Genomic DNA, 260 nt, shown 5'->3' with positions numbered 1-260 from the left:
GCAAACGGACAGGTATTTTTCACCGGTATATGATGGATGAATGCCGCCCTGCAGACAAACCTCCGTCGCGCCGCGCGCCTGCGCTTCCAACACGCGGCGGACGATTTCGCCGTCGTCGATATCGTACGGTTTGCCGCGAAGCTCTTCCGCGGTGTTCCCCTTGGCGAAAGCGCAGAAGCCGCACCGGTAGAGACACATATTGGTGTAGTTGATGTTGCGGTTGACGACGTACGTCACCTCGTCGCCGCAGACTTTGCTGC

Annotated in this window: 1 protein-coding gene; it reads right to left on the bottom strand. The window is 58.8% G+C overall.

From position 1 onward, the window contains the following. Positions 1 to 260, bottom strand: a 260-nt coding sequence (locus ACG94X_RS16890) for a radical SAM protein (RefSeq protein ID WP_419384813.1), incomplete at both ends; no start/stop codon positions are given.

The organism is Acinetobacter psychrotolerans, from assembly GCF_048552595.1.
Classification (GTDB): Bacteria; Pseudomonadota; Gammaproteobacteria; order Pseudomonadales; family Moraxellaceae; genus Acinetobacter.
Note: the sequence above shows the minus strand (reverse complement) of the source record. Positions and strands in the feature narration are given on the sequence as shown.